15 protein-coding genes are annotated in these 17,911 nt (G+C 59.7%); 9 read left to right on the top strand and 6 right to left on the bottom strand.

The window, feature by feature from the left end:
* Positions 1–20: 20 nt before the first annotated feature.
* Together IEX40_RS18055 and IEX40_RS18050 are read right to left on the bottom strand one after the other, a co-directional pair.
* The gene (locus IEX40_RS18055) at positions 21–1,343 is read right to left on the bottom strand and encodes a hypothetical protein (RefSeq protein WP_188750849.1); all 1,323 of its coding nucleotides are present in this window, start codon (positions 1,341–1,343) and stop codon (positions 21–23) included.
* A 216-nt stretch (positions 1,344–1,559) separates the two neighbouring features.
* The gene (locus IEX40_RS18050; protein WP_188750847.1) at positions 1,560–2,516 is read right to left on the bottom strand and encodes a LysR family transcriptional regulator; all 957 of its coding nucleotides are present in this window, start codon (positions 2,514–2,516) and stop codon (positions 1,560–1,562) included.
* 111 nt (positions 2,517–2,627) lie between these two features.
* Here IEX40_RS18050 and IEX40_RS18045 point away from each other — a divergent pair, with 111 nt between their 5' ends.
* The 5 genes from IEX40_RS18045 (at position 2,628) to IEX40_RS18025 (ending at position 7,244) form a co-directional block, all read left to right on the top strand.
* The gene (locus IEX40_RS18045) at positions 2,628–3,401 is read left to right on the top strand and encodes a class II aldolase/adducin family protein (protein WP_229680828.1); all 774 of its coding nucleotides are present in this window, start codon (positions 2,628–2,630) and stop codon (positions 3,399–3,401) included.
* 18 nt (positions 3,402–3,419) lie between these two features.
* A complete protein-coding gene (locus IEX40_RS18040; RefSeq protein WP_188751380.1) occupies positions 3,420–4,394 on the top strand; it encodes a 2-dehydropantoate 2-reductase in 975 nt (324 codons plus the stop codon).
* A 53-nt stretch (positions 4,395–4,447) separates the two neighbouring features.
* Positions 4,448–5,467, top strand: coding sequence for a TRAP transporter substrate-binding protein (locus tag IEX40_RS18035; RefSeq protein WP_188750845.1), 1,020 nt, complete (start codon positions 4,448–4,450; stop codon positions 5,465–5,467).
* A 104-nt stretch (positions 5,468–5,571) separates the two neighbouring features.
* A complete protein-coding gene (locus IEX40_RS18030; protein WP_188750843.1) occupies positions 5,572–6,087 on the top strand; it encodes a MarR family transcriptional regulator in 516 nt (171 codons plus the stop codon).
* Positions 6,088–6,239: 152 nt separating this feature from the next.
* Complete coding sequence (locus IEX40_RS18025; RefSeq protein ID WP_229680827.1) at positions 6,240–7,244, top strand: MBL fold metallo-hydrolase; 1,005 nt, start codon at positions 6,240–6,242, stop codon at positions 7,242–7,244.
* An 80-nt stretch (positions 7,245–7,324) separates the two neighbouring features.
* Here IEX40_RS18025 and IEX40_RS18020 read toward each other — a convergent pair whose 3' ends face one another.
* From IEX40_RS18020 to IEX40_RS18005, 4 genes are all read right to left on the bottom strand, one after another.
* A complete protein-coding gene (locus IEX40_RS18020) occupies positions 7,325–8,506 on the bottom strand; it encodes a Bcr/CflA family multidrug efflux MFS transporter (RefSeq protein ID WP_188750842.1) in 1,182 nt (393 codons plus the stop codon).
* Between the two features lie 123 nt (positions 8,507–8,629).
* Positions 8,630–9,556, bottom strand: a complete 927-nt coding sequence (gene hpaD / locus IEX40_RS18015) for a 3,4-dihydroxyphenylacetate 2,3-dioxygenase (RefSeq protein WP_188750840.1) — start codon at positions 9,554–9,556, stop codon at positions 8,630–8,632.
* A 54-nt stretch (positions 9,557–9,610) separates the two neighbouring features.
* Complete coding sequence (locus IEX40_RS18010; RefSeq protein WP_188750837.1) at positions 9,611–10,813, bottom strand: multidrug effflux MFS transporter; 1,203 nt, start codon at positions 10,811–10,813, stop codon at positions 9,611–9,613.
* Positions 10,814–10,827: 14 nt separating this feature from the next.
* Positions 10,828–12,258, bottom strand: a complete 1,431-nt coding sequence (locus IEX40_RS18005) for an aldehyde dehydrogenase family protein (protein WP_188750835.1) — start codon at positions 12,256–12,258, stop codon at positions 10,828–10,830.
* A gap of 270 nt (positions 12,259–12,528) precedes the next feature.
* Between IEX40_RS18005 and IEX40_RS18000 the strand changes: the two genes are divergently transcribed.
* The 4 genes from IEX40_RS18000 to IEX40_RS17985 all read left to right on the top strand — a co-directional run.
* Positions 12,529–14,283 carry a transporter substrate-binding domain-containing protein gene (locus IEX40_RS18000; RefSeq protein ID WP_188750833.1) on the top strand — a complete coding sequence of 585 codons (1,755 nt, stop codon included), beginning with the start codon at positions 12,529–12,531 and terminating at the stop codon, positions 14,281–14,283.
* A gap of 45 nt (positions 14,284–14,328) precedes the next feature.
* Entirely contained in the window at positions 14,329–15,738 is a 1,410-nt protein-coding gene (locus IEX40_RS17995; protein ID WP_188750831.1) for a sigma-54-dependent transcriptional regulator, read from the top strand.
* A 300-nt stretch (positions 15,739–16,038) separates the two neighbouring features.
* The gene (locus IEX40_RS17990; RefSeq protein WP_188750829.1) at positions 16,039–17,052 is read left to right on the top strand and encodes an amino acid ABC transporter substrate-binding protein; all 1,014 of its coding nucleotides are present in this window, start codon (positions 16,039–16,041) and stop codon (positions 17,050–17,052) included.
* A gap of 88 nt (positions 17,053–17,140) precedes the next feature.
* On the top strand, positions 17,141–17,911 hold a 771-nt coding region (locus IEX40_RS17985), incomplete at its 3' end, for an ABC transporter permease subunit (protein WP_188750827.1).

Here is a 17,911-nt window from a genome sequence, read left to right as displayed (position 1 = left end):
CACCCGGTCGCTAACGGGGATCAGTGGATGCCGAATGCCGCCAGCAGATAGATCAGTGCAACCGAGGCAGTCAGCATCAACAGCGTATACAGACTGTTGTTGGCGAGTATCTCACGGATGCTGCAGCGGAAACGTGCCTGCAGGATGAAGTTCAGTCCGCTGAAGATACTACCGGACATGGAGAGCGAGGTGCCCAGGATGTAGGCGATCGCCATCAGTGTCGGAGTGGTGGTGATTTCGGCAAAAAAGCCCATAAAGATCGCCACCAGGGCGAACTGATGAATACCCAGGTAGGCTAAGAGTACGATCGACACCAGCACGAAGCTGGCGATATGGGCATTGGTTTCCTGGAATGGCAAGTCAACCAGGCCCAGCGCGATGCAGGCCTTGACCCCCGCCGCCAGCAGGCCTGCGGTCAGAAACAAGGCGATTTCAACACGCGCGTCCGGCAGTCTCTCCACCACATGCTTGGCGGCGCTGCGGCTGGCTGAGGTCATGCCGCTCTTCAACACCAGGATCGAGAACGGGACCAGCAGTGCCAGTAGCGCGACCACGCCGATGGTGGGTAGGTCGGGCGCGAGCCAGGCGGTCAGCAACACGGTGGATATCAGCATCGCCGGTAGCAGCAGGGTTGAGCGTTTGATCGGATAACCCGCATAACTATTCAGTTCCTCCGGCCGCCGATAGCGGGATTCAACCAGTGTCAGCAGTAGTCCGACGATCGCCAGCGCAATGGTGAACGGATACACCGCGTAAATATCGCTGCCCGGCACCTTGTCCAGCACCATCGGCAGGATGCTCAGGAAGGGTGACCAGAGCACTGCCAGGCTGAAGCCCCTGGCCAGAATTACCTGTGACAGTGCGGAGAGGCGTTCGTTGCGGTAGAGCTGCTCGCCGACCATCAGCACCGATGAGAAGTTGGCCACCGAGGAAAAAAAGTGCATGCCGCCTAGGGTGGTCAGAAAGCTGCGCACACCCTTGTGATCCGGCGCCGGCTCGAGTCGGGACACCAGGCGGATGAAGTTGACCGCGGCGAGCAGCATCGCCAGCTTGATATGCTCGCTGAGGATATCCAGGGCGGCGACCTGACCACCCTTGAACCAGGCCCAGCAGGAAAACAGCACGCCGGCAGCGCTGAGCATCAGGATCAGTCGCCGCTGTTTCCCGGTCAGATTGCGTAACTCGACCAGCACGAAGCCCCAGGCCAGCACGGTGGCGAGATGGGTGGCTTCGATCAGTTGAAAGGTATCGGCCAGTGCCAGCAGCATGGCGGCAAAAATGAGCACACCGGAGAGTCTGGTGGTCAGGTCGGCCGTATCGTTAAGTGTTCGTATGAGCTGCATGGGTCGGTTCCGTAGTGGTCGGGTGTAAGACACCTCTATTCGCATCCGCGCCCTAAACGAGCGCTGCCGCACCGGGCGCGGTTGTGTTGAATCGGGCGGAAGACGCAGGCGGTAACAGCGGGTATCGATCGGTTACAGTGCAACATAGTTTACTTAATATATTAATCAAATCAAGAGCGCCTGACATGGCACATTGGCCCAGGGCAATCAGCGGCTTTAAGCTTCGTCGGTTGTTAATTGTCCACGCCAATGCCCGGCCAGGTACTCCTGCCGGGTCACCTCGTGGATCAGTGGGATAACGGCCCTCATCAAGGCAGTTTTCGGTCGCTCGGCCGCCGTGGTGATGTACACGTCACGCCAGAGCGGCGGATCGGTAATCTCCAGTGCGTGAATCTGTCCGGCTTCTTCGAGGTGGTAGAACGAGGAGGAGGGGCTGAGCAACATGCCGTAACCGTCGGCAACGTAGCGTAGCGTGGTCATCAACTGGCCAAACGCGGGTTTGTGGCGGATGCTGACCCCGGTCTGCAGCTCGTACTGGTGCAGCAGGTAGCCGAGGGAATCCTGGCGGCCGGTGACGATCACCTCATGATCGGCCAGCTCCGCAAACCGCAGGCGCTTGCGCGATCGCAGCGGCAGTTGCGAGGCCGGTTTGGGATCCGTACCCATCGCCAGATAGAGCAGCTCGCGGAACAGCTTCTCTCGCCTCAGGCGCGACATGTCGCTGCCATCCGGTGAGGAGATCGCCAGATCGATCTCGCCGGCCAGCAACTGCTGCGACAGGCTGTAGGAGAGACCCGCGAACAGGTCGAGCTGGATCTTGGGGTAGCGCTGCTCGACCTGTGTGAGTAGCGGTACCGAGACCACATTGCCGATCGGTTGCGTCATACCGATAACCAGGCGGCCGCTGGGTTCCTCTTCGGACTGGCGGATATCCAGCTTGGCCTGTTCGACCTGACGCAGTATGGACTCGGCATGGGTGCGGAACAGCTGCCCGCTCTCCGTCAGCGTTACACCGCGATAATCGCGCTCGAACAGGCGGGTACCGAGTTCATGCTCCAGATTGTCCAACTGCAGGCTGATGCTCGGCTGCGCCACCTCGAGTTCACGGGCGGCGGCGGCAATGCTGCACAGTTCAGCGGTTTTGAGGAAGTAGATCAGCTGTTTGGTGTTCATCCCCTGAGGGTATAGGAAATATATTGAAGGGAGCAATATTCATTTTGGTTTTTGTGGTGCCGGTATGTAGTTAATATATTAACTAACCTGCAACGACACCAAACGAGGAAGATGATGGAAACCTTTGACCGTTACTTTGAACGTCCGTCGAGATTCAGCGAAGCGGAGTGGAATGCACGGGTCGATCTGGCGGCGATGTACCGGATTTTCGCCTATCTGAAGTGGGACGAATCGATCTACAACCATATCTCCCTGCGTGTACCCGGCGAACCGGGGCATTTCCTGATCAACCCGTTCGGGCTGCACTACAGCGAGATTACCGCCTCCAATCTGGTCAAGATCGACATCGACGGCAACATCATCGGCCACTCAGACTGGCCGATCAATCCGGCCGGGTTTACTTTCCATAGCGCTATCCATGCCAGGGTGCCTAACGGGCACTGCGTGATGCACGTGCATAGCACACCGACGTTGGCGGTGTGCTGCCTCGAGGAGGGCCTCTCCTACAGCAACTTCTACGCCGCGCAGCTCTACGACAAGGTTGCTTACCACGAGTTCGAAGGGATCACGGTGCATATGGATGAGGGGCAGCGGATTCTCGACAGTGCGGGCGATAAACAGGTGCTGCTGTTGCGCAACCACGGACCGGTAGTGATCGGCGCCAACCTGTCCCAGGCGCTGGCGCTGATGTGGCTGGTCACGCGGGCCTGCGAGGTGCAGGTGGCGTCGATGGCGATGGGGCCGGTGCGTGAAATCCCGGAGGCGATATTGAAGAAGTGTACCGCAGACTCGTTGAACTTCGATCCCAAATTTGGCGCCGGGGAAGACGTGTTTGCGGCAATGAAGCGGCTCGTCGAACGGCAGGATCCGTCGTTCAGACGTTGAAACGAGGCGGCAGTGGTGATGAGGGTATGTGTCTATGGCGCGGGGGCGATCGGCGGCTTGATCGCCGCACGGCTCAGTCGCACGGGGGCATCGGTTTCGGTTGTTGCCCGGGGCGATACGCTTGAGGCGCTGCAGCGTCAGGGAGTAGGGATCGTCGAAGGGGGCAAGACCGGCTTCCATCCGGTGCATGCCGTGGCCGGAGCGGATCAGCTCGGCGTGCAGGATCTGATCGTGGTTGCGGTCAAGCAACCGGCACTGAATGCGGTGCTGAAGCAGTTCGGGCCGTTGATGGATGCCAACACCCGGGTGCTGCTGGCGATGAACGGTGTGCCCTGGTGGTTCCTCGATGGTCTGCCTGATGCACCGTCCGATACCGTGCTCCGGTGTGTCGATCCGCAGGGTGATCTCAGGCGCCATCTGCCGAGCCGGCAGGTGCTCGGTTGTGTGGTGCACCTGTCGGCCGCCATCGAATCGCCGGGTATGGTGCGATTGAACAGCGGCAACCGGCTGATCATCGGTGAACCCTGCGGTGAGATCAGCACGGTGACCCGTGCCGTTGCCGAACTGCTTGAGGCAGGTGGCTTCGAGGTCGAGTTGTCTGCCGGCATCCAGCGCGATATCTGGTACAAGCTCTGGGGCAATATGACCATGAACCCGGTCTCCGCGCTGACCCGGGCGACCACCGACAGCATGCTGGATGACCCGCTGGTCAACCGCTTTTGCTGCAATGTGATGCAGGAGGCCGCCGGGATCGGCAGGGCGATCGGCTGTGGTGTCGATCAGACGCCGGAGCAGCGTAATGCGACCACGCGCAAGTTGGGCGCGTTTAAAACCTCCATGCTGCAGGATGTCGAAGCCGGGCGGGCGCTGGAGTATGAAGCCCTGGTCGGGACGGTGTATGAGCTGGCGGGAAAGCTGGGCCAGGAGGTGCCGAATATCTCCACGCTTTACGGCTTGATCCGGCTGCTCGCTCGTAGTGCGACACCGACATAGATAATCCGAACATAAAAACCGAACAGAACAAGCCATAAGAAAATAGAGGACATATGAAAACAATAAAAACTGCATCGAAGTGGGCCTGTGCTTTGGCCGGTACCTTGCTGTGCACGTCCGCGATGGCGGCAACGACACTGCGTGTAACCACCTGGTTGCCGCCGACCAATCCCCAGAATCAAGTCGTCTGGCCGACCTGGGCCAAATGGGTCGAAGAGGCGACCGAAGGGCGGGTGAAGGTGGAGATCGAGCAGGGCTCGGGCCATCCGAAAACCCTGTTCAATCTGGTCGAGGATGGCGTGACCGACGTCAGCTTCAGCGTCAACGGCTACCTGCCCGGCCGCTTCAAGCTGCCGGGTGTTGCCGAGATCCCCGGTGAAGCCGGCGATGCCGAGCTGGGCTCCGTGGCGCTGTGGACGGTCTACAAGGAGTACTTCGAGCCGGCGGATGAGTTTGCCGGCCTGAAGGTGCTGGGGATGTTCGTGCATGGTCCCGGTCAGTTGCATACCCAGTTCCCGGTCAACTCCCTGGACGATCTGAAGGACCGCAAGATTCGCGTCGGCGGCGGGGTAGTTAACGAACTGGCCGAGCGCTTGCACGTGACGCCGGTGGCGGCACCGGCGACCAAGGTATACGAGATGATGCAGCAGGGGATCGTCGAAGGTGTATTCCTGCCGATCCAGGAGCAGAAGTTCCTGCGCTTGAGCGAAGTAACAAGCCACGTGACGATGTTTCCCAAGGGAATGTATACCACGGCGTTTACCATCTTCATGAATCCCGATGTGTTTGACGGCCTGAGCAAGGAGGATCAGGACGCGATCATGAGCGTATCCGGTGCCAAATTGTCTCAGCTGGCAGGGCAGGCCTGGGGGGCAGCGGACTTGGCTGGTTACAAGGAAGCGCAGGACTCGGGCAAAACGATCGTCCGCCTGACCGCCGATGATCCTCTTGTCGCCCAGTTCAATGACGCGATCAAAGGCATGGATGAGGCGTGGATAGAATCCGTCGCGGATCGTGGTATCGATGCTCGTGCGGCGTTGAATAAGTACAGAGAGCTTGTTTCCGGGCAGTAAATGACCATTCTGGCGGGTGTATATGACCTGTACACCCGTCCCCTCAATTTTTCCCAATACAACGATCTCTATTCCTGACCTGTAACATCAGTAGGAGGCAGGATATGACCAAATCCATTGAATCGCTTGCTCAGGGTGTATCGGTACTCGAGGAGATACATAAACGGGGCGTGGTGACGCTCTCCGAACTCCATCGCACTACAGAGATCAACAAGGCAACGTTGCTGCGGGTCTTGCGTACCCTGGTCGAGTCCGGTTGGGTGATCAGGTCAGATGAACAAGGAACGTATCAGTTCGTAAAAGATATCCTTGGCACGCCGGGTGCCACGGAACTCATCCGTGCGTTACGCCGTATTGCTGGTCCGGTACTGACTGGAGTATGCAATGAATTAGGTGCTTGGGCCGAGATCTGGGGCCTCCAGGGCGATAGGTTGCAGATGCTTGGCTCGTCGTTGCCAGAGGCCCCAAACTCGATCAGTTTTTCACTTAAGGAACAGACTCTACCGCTGATCTCTTCCGCTCAAGGACTTGTGTATCTCGCATTTTGCTCCCCGGAGAACCAGGAACAGACTCGGCACTCTATTCTAACCCGTGGGGGGGGATCCGACGCTTACGGATAATCTGGCAATTGGTTTGCATATCCAGTTCTGATTTGCGTTCACATGAGCCCTTGTGCTTCGGGAGGTTTGGCCCCCTTCATTTCCTGATCAGTGAGTTATTGTTGCCTCGTATCCGATATGCGAGGCGGTCTTTTTGCGTTTATTGGAGGTAAATGATGTATAAGAAAAAACTGCTTTTACCGTCGCTGATGTTGTCTCTTAGTGTTTTTGTTCATGCCGTCGGCAATGCCGCCACTGCCGGTGAGGTTGTGCCTGGGGGTATACCATCTTCAGCCGACACAATAGAGGGGTGTCCCTCGCCGGTCATACTGCAGAATTTTGGAGAGTTTGCAAAAACCGGCAAGATGCCGCCGGCTTTCGGTAAGTGGTTAAACAGCGTTGAGGCGCAGCGGATAGAACCTTTTAAAGTATTCGATAACGTCTACAACGTGGGAATCTATTGGGTCAATACCTGGATCATCAAGACCAGCGACGGGCCGGTATTAATTGATACAACATATGGTCCCTTCTTCGATCTTTTGATCAGCAATATGAAGAAGGTCGGTGTTGAACCGGCCGACCTGAAACTGGTACTGATGACGCACGGCCATTTCGATCATGTAGGTAGGGCAGACAGACTGAAGGCCTTGACCAACGCGCCGTTCGTTATGACACAGGCCGGTTGGGATGAAGCGCTGGAAAACTCGAAAAAGAGCCCCTTTATGGAGGAGATAAAAGCGGTCCTGGATGAGCACGATCTGGTCGCGAAAGATGGTGACATCTTCACGGTAGGCGATACCGAGTTCAGGGTCTACGAGACGCCCGGACACACCTGGGGCACTGCATCCTATGTGTACAACGTCAAGGATGGGGATCGGGAGGTACGTGCCATCACCATTGGTGGTTTAGGTCTGAACGGGGTTAATGATACGAAGCAACTTGAAAGTTATATTGCCAGCGGGAATCGTATCGACGCTATGGTGGAGTCGACGGACAACCCCGTTCGAGTGCACATCCCTACCCACTCATTTGCGTCTGGTTTGACCGAGCAGGTCGAGTCTATTCAGAACCGCAAGCCGGGGGAGCCGCATCCGTTGTTGAAAGAGGGCTCATTGGTGGGGCAGCTCGAAGGGCTTCGTCGTCGGGCGGAACAGCGACTACCCACCCTGAAGCAGTGATTTGAATTTTGGATCCGGCCAAGACGCAGTGCGCTTCCCGTGTGCTGCCGTAATCTTGGCCGAGATCCATAAGTATTCGCTTAGTTCCGTTGCCTGGTCAGCATCAGTGCTGCCAGGGAACCGACGCCACAGACTCCCATGATCAGTGTCATCGGCAGCGGCGTACCGTCATGCAGGCTGCCGGCCAGCGAACTGGCCAGGGCGCCGAGTCCAAACTGGGCCGAGACCGCCAGTCCGGCGGCGGCCCCGGCCTGCTGTGGGTAGCGCGCGAGCAGGCTGGCCATGCAGTTGGCCCCGAGAAGGCCGGTGACGCCGACGAAGCCAAATACGCCGACCACCACCGGTACCAGCCCGCCAACCGAGGTCAGCCCGCAGAGTAGCAACAGGACGCCGGAACCTGCCGCCAGACTGGCCCCCGCCAGCAGCAGTGGCTGGGTACCCACGCGTTTGACGAAACGTGCATTGAGGGTCACGAACAGAATGACGCCGCCGATATTGAGACTGAACAGCCAGGCGTAGTGGGTGGGCTCGATGCCAAAGTAGTTGATATAGACGAACGGCGACGCGGTTATAAAGGCGAACATGCCGGCAAAGGTCAGCGACATGCACAGGATATAACCGATGGCATGGTGATGGCGGGCGATACGGAAGTAGGCGGCGAATACCGCCAGAACGCTTGAGTTCCTGGATTCGCCGCGGTGGGTTTCCGGTATTTTCCAGGCAACGAACAGCAGGGTCGTTGCGGCAAAGATCATCAGTACGATAAACAGGGCGCGCCAGCCCGAGAGCAGCAGCATATAACCGCCGAACAGTGGTGCCATCAGCGTGGCGATCATCGTGACCAGATGCATCAGCGACAACACCCGCGCAGACTCCTCGACCGGGAACAGATCACGCACGATGGTGCGCCCGAGCACCGATGCCGCGGCACCGCCGAGCGCCTGGGCAAAACGCAGGGCCACCAGGTGTTCGATGCTGGTGGCGAAGACGCAGCCCAGGCTGGCAAGGGTGTACAGGCTTATCCCACCCAGCAGCAAGCCGCGGCGGCCGAATTTGTCCGACAGTGGGCCGTAAAACAGCATGCCGATGAACAGACCGATCAGAAAGGCGCTGATCGTCATCTGCACGCTGGCTTCGCTGCTGCCCATCTCCTGTGCGATCTGCGGCAGACCCGGCAGGTACATATCGATCGACAGCGGGCCGAACGCCTGCAGTGCGGCAAGTAGTACGATCAGTCGGTGAGGGCGTTCAATAACGGCCATAGGGGTATCCTGATGACAGAGTGTGGTACTGAAAAAGAGGCCCGCGTGAGCGGGCCAAAACACCATATGCAACTGTTGAGGAGACGCGTACAGGTGCGTCTCCCATAATAGGGTTAACGCGGATCAGAGCCGACTGGCGCCCGGTGCGAAACCGCTCTCGACCGAGGCCTGGGGACCGGGCACGGCGCTGCCGTCCTGCGGCGTGACCGGGAACACGCAGTTGATCTGGCCTGTGCCGGAGCTGCCGAAGTAGGGGGTCAGCACCTCCGCCTGGCCCTCGTAGTCGGACCAGCCCAGGGCGCCGAGCATCATTGCGGTATCGTGCATGAAGCCCTCGCCGTGGCCCTTGACCGCATACTCCGGCAGCATCTCGCAGAAGGTTTGCCAGTCGCCGCGCTTCCACATCTCCACGACTTCATGGTCCAGAGTTTCCAAGAACGGGCTCCAGACCCTGGTGGCGAACTCCGGTGCCAGGCCGTTCTGGGCGAAACGGTGGGACAGGGAGCCGCTGGCGAAGAACGCTACGGTGCCGTCGTAGTGCTTCTCGATCGCCTCGCGCATGGCCCAGCCCAGGCGGGCGGAATCGTTCAGGTAGTGCACGGTGCACATGGCCGACACCGAGATCACCTTGAAGTGGCGGTCTTCGTTCATATAGCGCATGGGTACCAGGGTGCCGTACTCCGGGTCCAGCGTGGTGGCGTCATGGGCCAGGGTGTCCACACCCTGTGCGTTGCACTCGGCTGCCAGTATGCGGCCCAGCTCCGGGTTGCCGTCGTACTCGAACGCCATGTTGGAGATGAAGTGGGGCAGCTCGTTGCTGGTGTAGTTGCCGGCCCAGTGCGGCGCGCAGTTGATGTGGTACCCGGCGTTGACCAGCCAGTGGGTATCGAACACGACGATGGTGTCGACGCCGAGCTCGCGGCAGCGCTTGCCGATCTCGATATGGCCATCGATGGCTGCCTGACGGAACCCTTTCCGCGGCCCGTCCAGCTCGGACAGGTACATGGAGGGGACGTGGGTGATCTTCGCGACGAGGGCCAGTTTACCCATGTTCTATACCTCTTATTCTCTACAAGTCTGGTTGCCCGATACCTGTTCCTGTGTTCAGGATGACAGGGCCAGGCTGCGGTTTTTCTTCATTGCGTAGTAGTGCGCGGCCAGAGCCGAGACCGGTGCCAGCGCGATGCAAACCATGATCGGCAGGACCCCCTGGCCGAGTAGCAGCGGCATCAACTGGGCGATCGTTGCGCCGGTCAGCAGCTGTATGAACCCCATCAGTCCAGACGCCGTGGCCGCGGAGGTCGGTGAACAACTGATCGCGGCGGACTGGGCGTTGGGTTGGCTCAGTCCGCGACCCAGGGTCACCAGCGCCATCGGCAGGAACAGCGAGGCATAACTCAGCGTCGCCGCCAGGGCGAAACCGACCAGCAGCAGCGCACCGAGTAGCGACAGAGCGTTGCCCGCCAGTACCATCTGATCCACGCTGGCGCGTTTTGCCAGCCGGGTGGAGAGGAAGCTGCCGGCCATGAACGCGAACGACACCGCCAGGAACCAGGTACCGAACAGCGCGGAGTTGCCGCCCAGGCTGTCGACGATGTAGGGCGCAGTGCCGACGAACATGTAGAACGCCGCCGCGATAAAGGTCGTCGACAGCGCGTAGCCGATGTAACCGGCGGACTGGAACACACCGGCGTAGCGTTGTATTACCGGCTTCAGCCGCAGGCTATCGCTCTTTTCCCGGCAGGTTTCCGGCATCTGCAGCAGGGCGATCAGCCAGGCAGCGGCGCCGGTGGCGAGCGATACATAGAAGATCGCGCTCCACCCCACCCAGAGGTTGAGGTAGCCGCCCAGGGTTGGAGCTATCGATTGGGCGATGGCGATCGCCATGACGATATAGCCCATCCGGCCGGCAGCACCTTCGCGGCCGTAGATATCCAGGATGATGGTGCGTGCCAGCACCATTGCGGCACTGCCGCCGAGCGCCTGCAGCACGCGGCCGGCGATCAGATGGCTGACATCACCGGCAAAGGCGGCCAACAGGCTGCCTGCGGTATGCAGGGCCAGGCCGATCAGCAGTATCGGCCGGCGACCGTAATGATCGGCCAGCGGTCCGGACAGCAGCTGGCCGAACGCCAGCGTGAACAGATAGGCGGTAAAGCTCAGCTGGATCACGCTGACATCGGTGTGCAGCTCGCGCGCCACATCCGGCATCGCCGGCACGAACAGGTTGAGCGCCAAGGGACTGGCCATGGCGATCAACGTGAGCAGTGCGACCGACGGGGTACGAACGCTTGGACTGGCGGCCATTATCGCTCTCGGCTTCAGTTCGGGTCGCGGATCACCAGCAGACGCAGCTCGGTCATGTCTTCGATGGCGTAGCGCACACCCTCACGACCCAGGCCACTGTCCTTCACGCCGCCATAGGGCATATGGTCCACGCGCCAGGAGGGCACATCGCCGATCACCACGCCGCCGACCTCGAGCTCGTCCCAGGCCTTCTGGATCTTGTAGATGTCGCGGGTAAAGATACCGGCCTGCAGGCCGAAGTCGGAGTTGTTGACCTCCTTCAGTGCCGCGTTGAAATCGCTGAACCGGGACAGGATCGCCACCGGGCCGAACGCCTCTTGGCAGTTCACGTCGGTGTCGGCCGGTACGTTCTCCAGCAGCGTTGCCTGCAGCATGGCGCCGTTACGCTGGCCGCCGCAGAGCAGGTTAGCGCCCTTCGCCACCGCATCCTCAACCCAGCCGTGCAGGCGGGAGGCTTCCTTCTCGGAGATCATCGGGCCGATAAAGGTCTCTTCATCTTTCGGATCGCCGCTCTTCAGATTCTTGACCGCGGCGGTCAGCTTGTCGCGCACGGCATCGTACAGGCTCTCATGCACCATGATCCGCTGCACGCTGATGCAGCTCTGGCCCGACTGGTAGTAGGCGCCGAACACGATGCGCGCCACCGCGTCGTCGATGTCGCTACCCTCGTCGACGATACAGGCCGCGTTGCCGCCCAGCTCCAGCACCACCGGTTTCTTGCCGGCGCGGGCCTTCAGATCCCAGCCCACCTCGGGCGAGCCGGTGAAGCTGAGCAGCTTCAGGCGCTCGTCGGTGGTGAACAGATCGGCGCCGTCGCGACGGCAGGGCAAGATGGAGAAGGCGCCCTTGGGCAGGTCGGTTTCGGCCAGCACCTCGCCGATGATCAGCGCGCCGATCGGCGTCAGGCTGGCCGGTTTCAGTACGAACGGGCAGCCGGCGGCGATCGCCGGGGCTACCTTGTGCGCGGCCAGGTTGAGCGGGAAGTTGAACGGCGAGATGAAGGAGCAGGGGCCGATCGGCACCCGCTTCCACATGCCGGTGTAGCCTTCGGCGCGGGGGCTGATATCCATCGGGATCACCTCACCGCCGATACGCACCGCTTCCTCGGCGGCAATACGGAAGGTGTCGATCAACCGGGTGACCTCACCGCGGGCATCCTTGATCGGCTTGCCGGCCTCGATGCACAGCGCCTGGGCCAGCTCTTCGAAACGCTCCTGAAAACGGGTGACACAGTGGTTCAGGATCGACTGGCGTTTGTGCGCCGGGAGTTTGCGCATCGGCTCGGCGGCCGCATCGGCGGCGGCGATGGCGCGGTCGATGGCGTCGGCATCGGCCAACGCGACGCGGGTTGCGACTTCGCCGGAATACTTGTCGTAGACCGCAAGATCCTGGTTGGGGGCTTCCGCTTCGTTGGCCAGGTAGTAGGGGTAGCTTGCTTGTAACATGGGAATCTCCGCCGGCGTTCGAAGCGAGACCTCGGACGCGAATATAATTAATATATTAACTAAAATATAAATAACATGTTAACTATTGTCAATGTAGTTAACTGACTGCGTTCAGTGTGTTAGTTGCGGGCTGTCAGGCCCTCGGAACACCTTACATACGGTTTAGCATATTGAGTAAAAAACGGGGATAATGGGCCGTTTATTAGCGCAATGGGTGCCAAGTGCTCCAGTAAACTTTCTGTCACTAACCTAGCCGTCACTAACCTAGCGATGCTGTTCGTGCGCACTTTAAATACGATATGTAAGGCGATCCTGGCCCTGTTCTGTCTTGGCCTGTTCTCCATGCCCGTGCTCGCCGCGCGTGGTGAGACTGCTGGCATTACCCGGCAATATATCGTCGTCGGCGGCGATCACTACCATCCCCCTTACGAGTTTCTCGACGATAACGGCGAGCCGGCCGGTTACAACGTGGAACTGACCCGTGCCATTGCCGAGGTGATGGGGGTCGATGTGCGCTTCGAGTTTGGCGAGTGGGCGGAGATGCGGCGCAAGCTGGAGTCGGGCGAGGTGGATATCCTGCAGGGGATGTCCTACTCCGAGGAGCGTGCCAAGGCGTTCGATTTTGCGCCGCCCCACGCCATCGTTCACCAATCGTTTTTTGCCCGCAAAGGCGCGCCGGCGGTGGAACTCGACGAGTTGCAGGGCAAGGAGGTGATCGTCCAGAATCTCGATATCATGCACGACTACCTGCTCGAGCATAACGTCGGGGCTGATCTGATCACCGTCGATACCCACGCCGATGCCTTGCGCCTGCTGGCTTCAGGCCAGGGTGATTACGCCCTGGTGGCCAACCTGCCTTCGCTCTATCTCAGCCGTCAGTTGGGCCTCACCAATATCCTGCCGGTGGCCAAGCCCTTCGCCAACCGTTACGGCTATGCGGTCAAAAAGGGTAACTCCAATACGCTGGCCACCTTCAGCGAAGGGCTCGCCATCCTGAAAAACACTGGGCGCCACCAGCAGATCTATGACAAGTGGCTCGGTCCGCTGGAGGATATGGGTAGCTTTCCGTGGAAAAAGGTGGGCCAGATAGGCGCCAGCGTATCGGTTGCGCTGCTGCTGATTCTGGGCGGTATTGTGATGTGGAACCGGATGCTCAGGCGTGAGGTGGAGAGCCGCTCGGAGGATCTGCGTCGGCACCAGCGGCAACTGATTCAGGCGGACAAGATGACCTCGCTCGGGGTGCTGGTGTCGGGGGTCGCACATGAGATCAACAACCCGAGCAGCCTGCTGTTGCTGAACCTGCCGGTTTTGCGTGATGCCTATTTGGATAGCCGCGACATTCTGGAAAACCACTACCGCGAGCACGGTGATTTCAATCTCGGTGGGCTGGCCTATTCGCGGATGCGTGACGAGATACCGCTGATGATGGATGAGATGCTCGACGGTGCGCGCAGGATCAAGCGTATTGTCGGCGATCTGAAAGACTTCGCCCGCCAGGGCAGTGCCGACTTGAGCGAGGTTGTGGATCTGAATACCGTCGTCGATACGGCGATTCGACTGGTGGATAACTCGATCCGCAAAGCCACCTGCCAATTCGAGGTGAGCCTGGGAGTTGGTCTTCCGCCAATCCGGGGCAACACCCAGCGTATCGAACAGGTGGTGATCAATCTGATCCTCAACGCCTGCCAGGCATTGCGTTCGCCCACCGAGGGGATCTTTCTGCGCACCTATTACGATGCCGATGAGGCGGGGACGCAAAGAGTGATCCTGGAGGTGCGCGACCAGGGACAGGGCATTGAGGCGGATGCGATCAACCAGTTGACCGACCCGTTTTTCACCACCAAGCGGGAGAGCGGCGGCACCGGGCTGGGACTCTCGGTGTCGGCGGGTATCGTCAGTGAACATCGGGGGCGGCTGGTGTTTGACTCCAAACCAGGCGAGGGCACCACGGTGCGCATGATTCTGCCGGTGGACAGCAAGGCGCACGCAGGGAACGGTGCAGTTTCCTCCAAGGCTGATAGCTAGGCGGCAAGCCAGAGTGAAAACGATAAGAGAGTGCAGGACAATTTGATGGTGAACGGCGTATACCCCTCCTTCGGTCTGTTACTGGTGGACGATGAAGCCTCCTTTTTGCGCAGCTTGAGCATCGCGCTGGAGCGCAATGCCGGCATCACCAATATTCAGCGCTGCCAGGACAGCCGCGAGGTGATGTCGATTCTGGAGCGTGAGAATATCGGTCTGGTGACCCTGGATCTGACCATGCCGCATCTGTCCGGAGAAAAATTGCTGGCACAGATCGTCGAGGAGCATCCCGAGGTGGGGGTAATCGTGATCAGCGGATTGAACCAGGTCGAGACCGCGGTCAACTGCATCAAGCTTGGTGCATTCGATTACTTCGTCAAAACCGATGAGCCGGATCGGCTGATCGCCGGGGTCCGACGTGCCATCCGTCTGCAGGAGCTGCGGCGGGAGAATCAGGAGCTGCGCAAGCGCTTTCTGTACGACACGCTGGAACGGCCCGAGGCGTTTGCCCATATCGTCACCGGTGACAAGGGGATGCGCTCGGTATTCCAGTATCTGGAGTCGGTGGCGGTAAGTCGCCAGCCGATCCTGATCTGCGGCGAAAGCGGAACCGGCAAGGAGTTGATCGCCCGCGCCGCCCATACCCTCAGCGATCGCACGGGACCGCTGGTCTGTGTCAACGTCGCCGGGCTTGATGACAACATGTTTGCCGACACCCTGTTTGGGCATGAGCGGGGGGCGTTTACCGGTGCCAATCAGGAGCGTGCCGGGATGATCGAACGGGCTGCCGGCGGCACCCTGTTTCTTGATGAGATCGGTGACCTGAGTATGGCGTCGCAGGTCAAGCTGCTGCGGCTGCTGCAGGAGGGGGAATACTATCCGCTGGGCAGCGATCGTCCGAAACGGATTCAGGCGCGGGTGCTGGTGGCGACCCATCAGGATCTGGCCAGGAAGCAGGCCTCGGGTGAGTTCCGCAAGGACCTCTACTATCGCCTGCGTACCCATCTGGTCCGCATTCCGCCGTTACGTCAGCGCAAGCAGGATATTCAACTGCTGCTCGAACACTTCCTCGCCGAAGCGGCCGATGAGCTGGGCAAGTCCAAACCGACGATGCCGCGCGAGCTTCCGGTGCTGCTCTCCAATTACAGCTTTCCCGGCAATGTGCGTGAACTGAGGGCCATGGTGTATGACGCCATGAGCGTGCACCGTTCGCGCATGCTGTCGATGGACGTATTCAAGCGCGCCATCGATAGCCACCTCGAAGAGGGGGGCGAGACAATCGCAGAAGAGCGTGCCGTATTCGTGGCCGATGAACCCCTGCCCAATCTGCATGAGGTTACCGATCTGCTGGTGCAGGAAGCGATGCGCCGCGCCGAGGGTAATCAGTCGATCGCCTCGCGCTTGCTGGGCGTATCCCAGCCGGCATTGAGCAAGCGGCTCAAGCGCCTGCAGAGTTGAACGCTGATCCTGTCTTGAACCCCTATAACCTGGTGGATGGTTATAACATGCTGGATTTTTGTTTAACTAATTGAAATAAAAAGGAAAAAAGTCTTTTTAGGGGTGGTGGTGTGCATTAGGTTATACCCCTTCAAGAAGGTTGGCTTTTCGCGACTTTAATAAAAACCTATTTAAAATCAATAAGGTGTAATTCTTCTGAAGTATTGGCATTGAGCTTGCTCTATTGAGTCTCGTTGACCTCTCCAAGCTGAGGGGCGAAGAGTGTGAGCGTGCAAAGTCAGTACTAAGGAGAATTACAACGTGAATAAAAAAGCTCTTACCGCTGCGGCCGTCATTTCCGTGGCGCTATCCGGTGCAGTGTCGGCTGAAACGCTGGATAGCGTGAAGTCAAAAGACTTCGTCAAATGTGGTGTGACCTCGGGTGTTCCCGGCTTCTCCGTGCCTGACGAGAAGGGTAACTGGCAGGGCCTGGACGTGGATGTCTGCCGTGCCGTAGCCGCGGCCGCGCTGGGCGATGCCAGCAAGGTCAAATTCATTCCGCTCAACGCCAAGGAGCGCTTTACCGCGCTGGCCTCCGGCGAGATCGACGTGCTCTCCCGTGTCACCACCTGGACCCTGACCCGCGACAGTCAGCTCGGTATCAACTTTGCCGGCGTCAACTACTATGACGGCCAGGGCTTCCTGGTGAAGAAGGATCTGGGCCTGACCAGCGTCAAGGAGCTGGACGGTGCCACCATCTGCGTACAGTCCGGTACCACCACCGAGCTGAACATGGCGGACTACTTCCGTACCCACGGCCTGGAGAACAAAACGGTCGTGTTCGATACCAACGAAGAGGCCGCAACTGCGTTCGATACTGGCCGCTGTGATGCTTTCACCACCGACCTGTCCCAGGCCTTTGGCCTGCGCACCCGCATGGCCGACCCCGATTCCGTCGTCGCACTGCCTGAGGTGATCTCCAAGGAGCCGCTCGGTCCGGTGGTACGCCAGGGCGACGACCAGTGGTTCAACGTCGTCAAGTGGTCGCTGAACGCGATGATTAACGCTGAAGAGCTGGGCATCACCATGGCCAACGTGGACGAGATGAAATCCAGCGACAACCCCAACATCAAGCGCCTGCTCGGCGGTGAAGAGGGGCTGGCCAAGGGCCTGGGTATTGCTGAGGACTGGGGTTACCAGATCGTCAAGCAGGTGGGCAACTACGGCGAAGCCTTCGACCGTAACGTCGGCAAGGACTCCCCGCAGAAGATCACCCGCGGTCTGAACAATCTGTGGAACAACGGCGGCATCATGTACGCCCCGCCGGTTCGCTGATCAGCTCTAAAACTGTGTAGATCGGAGCGCTCTTCGGAGCGCTCCGTGCTGTCCACAACTGGCCCCCACGGGCCCGGAGAGTGATCGGATGTCCACTGACATTATCAAGAGTGCACCTCCCGCTCAGGTTCCAGCACCTGAGTTGACGTCGACGGAGGTCAAACCCTGGAACGACCCGGCCAAACGCGCACTGGTGTTCCAGATCCTGCTCGTGCTGACCCTCGGCGCCTTCGCCTGGTTCATCATCGACAACACCCTGAACAACCTGGAACAGCGCGGTATCACCACCGGTTTCTCCTTCCTGTCGCAGGAAGCGGGCTTCGGTATTCCGCTGTCACTGATCGAGTACACCGAGGCCTCCAGCTACGGTCGCACCTTCTTCGTCGGCCTGCTCAACACCATACTGGTCTCCGTGCTCGGCATCATCGCCGCGACCATCCTCGGTTTCATCCTCGGTGTCGCCCGGCTGTCCGACAACTGGCTGATCGCCAAGCTGTCGGCGCTGTATATCGAGATCTTCCGTAACATCCCGCTGCTGCTGCAGATCTTCTTCTGGTACTTCGCCGTGCTGCGCGCGCTGCCGCAACCGCGCCAGAGCATCGAGTTTCTCGGCAGTTTCCTCAACATCCGCGGCCTGTCGATGCCGGCCCCGGTGGCCGAACCCGGCTTCCACCTGATCTGGGCGGCGCTGGCGGTGGGTATCGTCGCCAGCTGGTTCGTCACCCGCTGGGCGCATAAGCGCCAGGACGCCACCGGCCAGATCTTCCCGACCCCCTGGGTCGTGGCCGGCCTGATCCTCGGCCTGCCGCTGCTGACCTTCCTGCTCTCGGGCGCGCCGCTGACGTTTGATCATCCGGAA

The sequence above is a fragment of the Marinobacterium zhoushanense genome (assembly GCF_014641945.1).
Classification (GTDB): Bacteria; Pseudomonadota; Gammaproteobacteria; order Pseudomonadales; family Balneatricaceae; genus Marinobacterium_D; species Marinobacterium_D zhoushanense.
The sequence above is the reverse complement of the archived record's forward strand: the minus strand, read 5'-3'. Positions and strand labels throughout refer to the sequence as shown.

What these genes read in the sequence shown, in the direction of transcription:
- IEX40_RS18055 (WP_188750849.1), bottom strand. Translation starts at nt 1,343, where the DNA reads ATGCAGCTCATACGAACACTTAACGATACGGCCGACCTGACCACCAGA.
- IEX40_RS18050 (WP_188750847.1), bottom strand. Translation starts at nt 2,516, where the DNA reads ATGAACACCAAACAGCTGATCTACTTCCTCAAAACCGCTGAACTGTGC.
- IEX40_RS18045 (WP_229680828.1), top strand. Translation starts at nt 2,628, where the DNA reads ATGATGGAAACCTTTGACCGTTACTTTGAACGTCCGTCGAGATTCAGC.
- IEX40_RS18040 (WP_188751380.1), top strand. Translation starts at nt 3,420, where the DNA reads ATGAGGGTATGTGTCTATGGCGCGGGGGCGATCGGCGGCTTGATCGCC.
- IEX40_RS18035 (WP_188750845.1), top strand. Translation starts at nt 4,448, where the DNA reads ATGAAAACAATAAAAACTGCATCGAAGTGGGCCTGTGCTTTGGCCGGT.
- IEX40_RS18030 (WP_188750843.1), top strand. Translation starts at nt 5,572, where the DNA reads ATGACCAAATCCATTGAATCGCTTGCTCAGGGTGTATCGGTACTCGAG.
- IEX40_RS18025 (WP_229680827.1), top strand. Translation starts at nt 6,240, where the DNA reads ATGATGTATAAGAAAAAACTGCTTTTACCGTCGCTGATGTTGTCTCTT.
- IEX40_RS18020 (WP_188750842.1), bottom strand. Translation starts at nt 8,506, where the DNA reads ATGGCCGTTATTGAACGCCCTCACCGACTGATCGTACTACTTGCCGCA.
- hpaD (WP_188750840.1), bottom strand. Translation starts at nt 9,556, where the DNA reads ATGGGTAAACTGGCCCTCGTCGCGAAGATCACCCACGTCCCCTCCATG.
- IEX40_RS18010 (WP_188750837.1), bottom strand. Translation starts at nt 10,813, where the DNA reads ATGGCCGCCAGTCCAAGCGTTCGTACCCCGTCGGTCGCACTGCTCACG.
- IEX40_RS18005 (WP_188750835.1), bottom strand. Translation starts at nt 12,258, where the DNA reads ATGTTACAAGCAAGCTACCCCTACTACCTGGCCAACGAAGCGGAAGCC.
- IEX40_RS18000 (WP_188750833.1), top strand. Translation starts at nt 12,529, where the DNA reads ATGCTGTTCGTGCGCACTTTAAATACGATATGTAAGGCGATCCTGGCC.
- IEX40_RS17995 (WP_188750831.1), top strand. Translation starts at nt 14,329, where the DNA reads ATGGTGAACGGCGTATACCCCTCCTTCGGTCTGTTACTGGTGGACGAT.